This window comes from Roseovarius amoyensis (genome assembly GCF_003260265.1).
GTDB lineage: Bacteria > Pseudomonadota > Alphaproteobacteria > Rhodobacterales > Rhodobacteraceae > Roseovarius > Roseovarius amoyensis.
The window spans coordinates 1-6,274 of record NZ_QITQ01000056.1 but is presented as its reverse complement, the minus strand read 5'-3'; the positions used below and the strand labels follow the sequence as shown (position 1 = coordinate 6,274).

Annotated in this window: 5 protein-coding genes and 1 pseudogene; 4 read left to right on the top strand and 2 right to left on the bottom strand. The window is 63.7% G+C overall.

Features of this window, described 5'->3' with window-relative positions:
* Positions 1-229, top strand: a 229-nt coding sequence (locus DL899_RS19775; RefSeq protein ID WP_204355371.1) for a hypothetical protein, incomplete at its 5' end; no start/stop codon positions are given.
* Positions 230-294: 65 nt separating this feature from the next.
* On the opposite strand, the gene DL899_RS18900 is transcribed toward DL899_RS19775, so the two are convergent.
* Positions 295-1,713, bottom strand: a complete 1,419-nt coding sequence (locus DL899_RS18900) for a hypothetical protein (protein WP_111735864.1) — start codon at positions 1,711-1,713, stop codon at positions 295-297.
* A 496-nt stretch (positions 1,714-2,209) separates the two neighbouring features.
* On the opposite strand from DL899_RS18900, the gene DL899_RS18895 reads away from it, so the two are divergent.
* From DL899_RS18895 to DL899_RS18885, 3 genes are read left to right on the top strand one after another with little or no spacing between them, the layout of a single operon-like run.
* Positions 2,210-3,640, top strand: a complete 1,431-nt coding sequence (locus DL899_RS18895) for an MmgE/PrpD family protein (protein ID WP_111735863.1) — start codon at positions 2,210-2,212, stop codon at positions 3,638-3,640.
* Entirely contained in the window at positions 3,640-4,698 is a 1,059-nt protein-coding gene (locus DL899_RS18890) for an acyl-CoA dehydrogenase family protein (RefSeq protein WP_111735862.1), read from the top strand. The genes DL899_RS18895 and DL899_RS18890 overlap by 1 nt, the downstream gene beginning before the upstream one ends.
* Complete coding sequence (locus DL899_RS18885) at positions 4,695-5,843, top strand: acyl-CoA dehydrogenase family protein (protein WP_111735861.1); 1,149 nt, start codon at positions 4,695-4,697, stop codon at positions 5,841-5,843. The genes DL899_RS18890 and DL899_RS18885 overlap by 4 nt, the downstream gene beginning before the upstream one ends.
* A gap of 304 nt (positions 5,844-6,147) precedes the next feature.
* On the opposite strand, the pseudogene DL899_RS18875 reads toward DL899_RS18885, so the two are convergent.
* Positions 6,148-6,274: pseudogene (locus DL899_RS18875) on the bottom strand (IS5/IS1182 family transposase); the annotation flags it as partial.

Below are 6,274 nucleotides of genomic sequence, written 5' to 3'. Positions count from 1 at the left end.
TCATATCATGGCTCGAAATTGCAGGGTTTCCGCCCGGATAATACGAAATCCTGCACTTCCTGCCCAACAAATTCGTGCCATACCCAAGCAAAATCAACCGGATAAGAGTTGTTCAGGGCGAACTAAGGATCGTCGCTCCGATGCTTCTGTTTCCCCGGCAGATCGCCGACGGATTTACGCAGAGCAACTGTACTGGAACGGAGTCGATCCAGCACCTTCCGGCATGTGACATGCTTGATCGAACACATATGTGCGATTGGCTGCGCCCGGCACAGGATCAGGAAATCAGCGCGGTCAGAGCAGCCCCGTGGCGACGCCGCCGCCAATGATGAGCGTGATGAGAAGAATGCTGACAAGACCGAAAATGCCGTTCCAGCGCAAACCGATGGTCATCGGTCGTTCCCCGACAATGGAGGAGGCATAGACGACGGCTGTGATGGCAGGCCCCATGCAGATGATACTGCTCCAGCCGCCAGCCAGTGCAAGGCCTAAAGCGAGCGGCGACAAGCCATCCACGCCGACGCGGTTGACCACTTCCGCCAGCAGCACCACCGATATCATCGGGTGCACGCCCAGCAACCCCGTCCAGAACACAGTCATGATCACCATCACAACGGTCATCACCGGTCGCGCTGCAATCCAGCCGAGATGGTCGGCAATCCATTCGACCGGGACGACTTGCAGTGCAACAAGGCCGATGAACCCCGCCGAAGCGATAACGCTCATCTCGGTTGCGAATCCCGGTGCCTGGGCCACGAACCGGCGCGACGTGTCGGGAATGCTGCCAATTCCGCGGCGCAGTCCCAACCAAAGAAGCGCATAAACCGGCATGATGGTGATCAGTACGGTCTGGAAACTGTATTCGGTCGCCGTGTCCAGCGCCACCACGGCGGTTCCCAGAACAAGGACATGACCGGCAACGATCAGGACAGACCAGCGGGCCCAGCCCGGCAGGTCTCCGGTTAGGGGCGGCGCCCGGCCGCGCGCCGAGGGTGGACGCCACCATTCCACCGTGTCGAGCAGCCACCCCAGAAGGAAAAGCACCCCGGCCAGCGCAATTCCGTAGGGGGCCAGTGTCGCCCATTCGAGCCCCGGAATGGTGAGGATCATCAGATTGAGCGCGATTCCGAACGGCGTCCAGAAAGCGATCGAGGAAAACCCCCGCATACAGGCGCTCACCATTCTTCGCTTGCGCGCCTCGTACACGAAATCGTCCATTTCATGGCGATGGGCCGCCAGCCCCTTCATGATGACCTCCAGCATCACACCGAGCCCGCCGAGATTCAAAAGCACGCCGAACAGGTGCCCACCCGCACCCAGAGAGGCATAGCGGCGGGTCGGCGGCTGCAGCGTCAGAAATTCTCCGGCAACTACGACAACCGAATCTTGAGTGGCCGCGATGCGCAGGAAAGCGGCAGCCGTCAGCAGAGCGGACAAAAACACGATACGCCCCGCCGCTTCGGTGAAGATGCGGGTTTCGATGCCATCGGCCAGCGCCAGAACGGCAATCGCGAGCGAGAAGAAAAGCAGCACCCATCCGACGCGGGCGATGTTGCGGTACGCAATCACGAGATAGGCGCCAAAGAACGGCACGGCCGCGATCGATATACCGCTTGCAGGGAAGACGCCCTGCGCGATGGCACCTGCGAGACAACACAGCAAACAGACAGCCGCAACCGGATTGCGAAAGCCGGATCGTTTCAGAGCAGACATCCGCACCCACTTTTCCGAAGGCGTCCAGTCCGCTTGCGAAACGGCGGCAGATGCGACCGCGCCGGGCGCGTTGGCCGGGCAGCAATGTCGAAAACTCCGCCTTCATCCGCGGCGGCCCGCAACGCGCGGGGCGCGGGAACAGCAAGAGCGAATGCTCGACAGAACCGATAACGCCGGGTCTTTGCGAAAGGAATGTTTGACGGATATTGGCAAAACGGCGGCGCGCGATGTCTTGTCGCGTTTGCGCCTTTGTCTTCCATACCTTTCACGCCGACACCCTCAACCACGCTCGCCCTTCTTCCCGCAGGTTTCCAGACACGAGCGGCGCCTGATCCCACTTGGATTTAGATGAAGGATTGCCGCCCAGACTGTGTCAGTTCAGCAGGGATCACAATGCGAATAGTCTACTTCAACACATATATGCAAACAGATAGTCCCCTGAATTGATAGTACCTCCCAACATGAGGCATAGTGCAGTACCAGAGAGGAGCAGCACATGATCAGTGGTTTCACCTCCCGTTTGACGCGGTTCGTCGCTGCGCAGCATCGGCTGAGCGAGGCAGATGCCGAGCAGGCCGCGCTTTGCGTGGAGGATACGGTCGCTGTCATCTACGGCGGGTGGCACGAGCCGGTGGTCCGCCGGCTGGCGGCACTTGACGGGGACGAGGCGGCCACGCCGACAAGCCCCCCTGAAACGGGGGGCGTCGAACGGGCCGCGTTCCTCAACGCCGTCGCCGGTCATGCGCTGGACTTCGACGATGTCCACACGCTCAGTGTCACGCACCCCAGTGTGGTTTTCGTGCCGGCGCTGCTGGCCATGGCCGACGCGCGGCCCGAGACGGCCGCCCGCGTCGCCCCCGCGCTTGCGGTGGGAACGGCCGTCAATGTCGCGCTGGGACAGGTCCTGGGCTTTGGTCACTACGACAAGGGCTGGCACGCCACATCGACGATCGGGGCAGTGGCCGCGGCGGCAGCAGTCGCGCATCAGCTTGGCCTCGACAAGGCCGCCATCGGCAACGCCCTGTCCCTGGCCGCGTCGCTGGCCGGCGGATTGCAGATCAATTTCGGCGCGATGGCCAAGCCGATCCAGGCCGGCAACGCCGCCCTTGTCGGACTGCGCGCTGCCCGCATGGCCGAGGCCGGCATTACCGGCGCTCCCGATATCTTCGCGCCGCGCGGCTTCTTCGATCTTTATGCCGGTCCGGACGGGCTTGCGGCCGACCCTGAGGAAGTGGTGCCAAGGATCGATCTGGGCAGCGTGTCGCGCAAGCTTTATCCGTGCTGCTATCTCACGCACAGGATGATCGCCGCAGGGCGGCATCTATACACCGAACGCGGCGGCGACGCGGTGCCCGGGGACTCGGCGATCGAAATGACAGTGCCCAAGGGCGTCATGGTGCCCCTGCATGTCACCAATCCCAAGGACGGAATGGAAGCCAAGTTCTGTGCCGCCTATACCCTGTGCGCCGCCCTGCATCAGGGCCAGGTCGGGCTCGCGGATTTCGAGGGCGACAGCCCCCACCGGGCCGAGATCCGTCGCCTGATGGACATGGTGACCATCGAAACCGAACCGGACGCGGGGCAGGATCGCGTCGGCGTGGACCATGGGGCGGTCCATGTCCGCCTGCGCAGAGGCAACGAAATCCTGGCCGAAACTTCGGTTGCGGCGCATCCCGGATCGCCCTCGGACCCGGCGACGCCAGCCGAGATTGGTGACAAGATCGCCGATTGTCTTGAGAAATACCGCCGGGACGGCGGCACGCCGCCCGCCGCCGGTCCGTTTCGTCAGGATCTGCGCACACGGCTGCATCTGCCGCCGCTGGGCGCTGCGATGGAAACCGACGGGCAATCACTTCACGCCCGTCACAACACACCAGAACACGGCATTTCAACCTACAACCAAGCACTGTCTGAAAGGACCACCTGATGGAGTCGATGATCTTCGACATGGCCGAGCGGCTTTTCCGCGACCATGTCAGCCACGGCCTGCGCGAGGACGCCGCCGCCGGACAATGCCCCGAGGCCCTCTGGACCCGGATCGAAGAGGCCGGGTTGCACATGGCGCTGGTGCCCGAAGAGGCTGGCGGCTTCGGCGTGCCCGCCGCCGAGGCGCTCGGGCTTGTGCGCATTGCCGGGGCGCATGGCCTGCCCCTGCCGCTCGCCGAAACCCTGATCGCAAATGCGGTTCTGGCGCGTGCGGGTCTGGCCCTGCCCGGCGGTAGGCTGACCATTGCCGAGGGCGAGGTGCTGCAGCTGGAACGGCGCGGCGGTGCCGTGCATGCAAGCGGGCAGCTGACGCTGGTGCCTTTTGCCCGCTGGGCGGACCGGATCGTGACCATTGCCGCGCTGGATGGCGCCGATCACGTATTGTCCCTGCCGGTGAAGGATCTGACCGTCACCCTGGCGCAGGACCTCGCCGGGATGCCGCGCGACGATGTCGCGGTCGATCTCGATCTGACAGAGGCCAATGCCGCCGCCTTGCCCGGGTCGATGGGCGGGATGCGCGGGCTGGGTGCGCTTGTCCGTAGCCTGGCCACCGCCGGTGCGATGGAAACCATCCTGAAGATGAGTGTCGAATACGCCAACGACCGGGTCCAGTTCGGACGATCGATCGGCAAGTTTCAGGCGATTCAGCAATACCTCGCAACGATGGCCGGAGAAACCGCCGCTTCGCGCACTGCCGCCGAAATGGCGGCCAACAGCTATGACACAGCCGCCTTTGCGCTGACCGTTGCCGCCGCCAAAAGCCGCGCCGGAGAAGCCGCGGAAACGGTCGGTGCGCTGGCTCATCAGGTTCATGGGGCCATCGGCTATACCCAGGAACATGCGCTGCACCATTTCACCAAACGGATCTGGAGCTGGCGCGACGAGTTCGGCACCGAACTGGACTGGACCAGAGAGCTGGGGCGGGCCGCCCTGTCGGGCCCCCGTGACACCTTTTGGCATTTCATCACCGACAGCACTGCACAAGGCACCCCGACATGACCCTCACTGCATTTCCCCCACCCCCTCCCGGCGCCGATCACGACGACCTCAGGCAAGAGGTCCGCGCGTTTCTGGCCGAAGAGCTGGCCGATTTTTCGCCCGAAAAGCGCGCGAAATCCTGGAACGGGTACAGCCGTGACTTTTCACGCAAGCTGGCGCAGCGTGGTTGGGTCGGCATGACCTTTCCCAAGGAATACGGCGGGCACGCCCGCAGCGCGCTGGAACGCTATGTCGTGTCCGAAGAGCTGCTGGCCGCCGGTGCGCCCGTCATCTCGCACTGGATCGCCGACCGTCAGAGCGCCCCCCTGATTCTGGCCAAGGGCACCGAAGAACAGAAACGCCGGATCGTGCCGCGCATCGCCGCGGGCGAGCTGTGTTTCTGCATCGGGATGAGCGAGCCCGATTCCGGATCGGACCTCGCTGCCACGCGCACCGTCGCCACCGAGGTCGAGGGCGGCTTTCAGATCAATGGCACGAAGGTCTGGACGACCTACGCACATGTGGCCGATTACATGATCCTGTTCTGCCGCACCGGCAAAAGCGAGGACCGCCACGGCGGAATGAGCCAGTTCCTGGTTGATCTCAAGGCCACCGAGAACATCCAGATCAGCCCGATCATCGACATGTGCGGCGAGCATCATTTCAACCAGGTCATCTTCGACGACACGTTCCTGCCATCCGACGCGCTATTGGGCGAAAAGGGCGGGGGCTGGTCGCAGGTCATGAGCGAACTGGCCTTCGAGCGCAGCGGACCGGAACGGTTCCTGTCGTCCTTTGCCCTGATCGAAGAACTGTTCCGGTTGCTGCGCGAAGACGCCACCGAGGCGCAACAGGCCGAGATCGGCCGCCTGTCCGCGCATCTGATGGTGCTGCGGCAAATGTCGCGGTCGGTCGCGGGGATGCTGAACGAGGGCAAGAACCCCGCGCTCCAGGCCGCCATCGTCAAGGACCTCGGCGCGCTTTATGAACAGGACATTCCGCGACTGGCCCGCAGCCTGGTCTCTCGCCCGGCCGTGCCCGGGGGACGCGACAGCTATGCGGCGGTGCTGGCCTATACCGAACTCGCGGTGCCGTCGTTCTCGCTCAGGGGGGGCACCCGCGAAATTCTGCGCGGCATCATCGCGCGCGGACTGGGACTGAGGTAACAGGGCGTCTCGGACAGCCAAAGTGGCGTGCCGTGTCACGGCGCACGCCGCTTTGGATCGGCGTGCGGTCCGGTGCGGAACGCGCCTAATGCAGGGCAGTTCCTGTCATGTCCGGACGATAGCCAAGTGCCATCGAAAGTTGATCGGCGCTTGCCTTTGCCGCTGTCACGCAGAGTTTTTGGTTCCGGGTGGCGCGCTCCAGAGGCGCGCCGATCACCAGGGCCCCTGCCATGCCACCATCGGCACGAAACACGGGCACTCCGAACCCTGCGGCGTCGATATGCGCCGTGCCGACCGTCCTAGGTCATGTTGACAAATGACGGAGCCAAAGGCGGATAGAGGTGATGTCGATGAAGCCCAAGAAGCTTTCGGCCGTCTTGTCGTAGCGTGTTGCGACGCGTCGGGCGTTCTTGAGCTTGTTGAAGCACCGC

Coding starts and splice junctions, on each gene's coding strand:
- DL899_RS18900 (WP_111735864.1), bottom strand. CDS start 1,713: ATGTCTGCTCTGAAACGATCCGGCTTTCGCAATCCGGTTGCGGCTGTC.
- DL899_RS18890 (WP_111735862.1), top strand. CDS start 3,640: ATGGAGTCGATGATCTTCGACATGGCCGAGCGGCTTTTCCGCGACCAT.
- DL899_RS18885 (WP_111735861.1), top strand. CDS start 4,695: ATGACCCTCACTGCATTTCCCCCACCCCCTCCCGGCGCCGATCACGAC.
- DL899_RS18895 (WP_111735863.1), top strand. CDS start 2,210: ATGATCAGTGGTTTCACCTCCCGTTTGACGCGGTTCGTCGCTGCGCAG.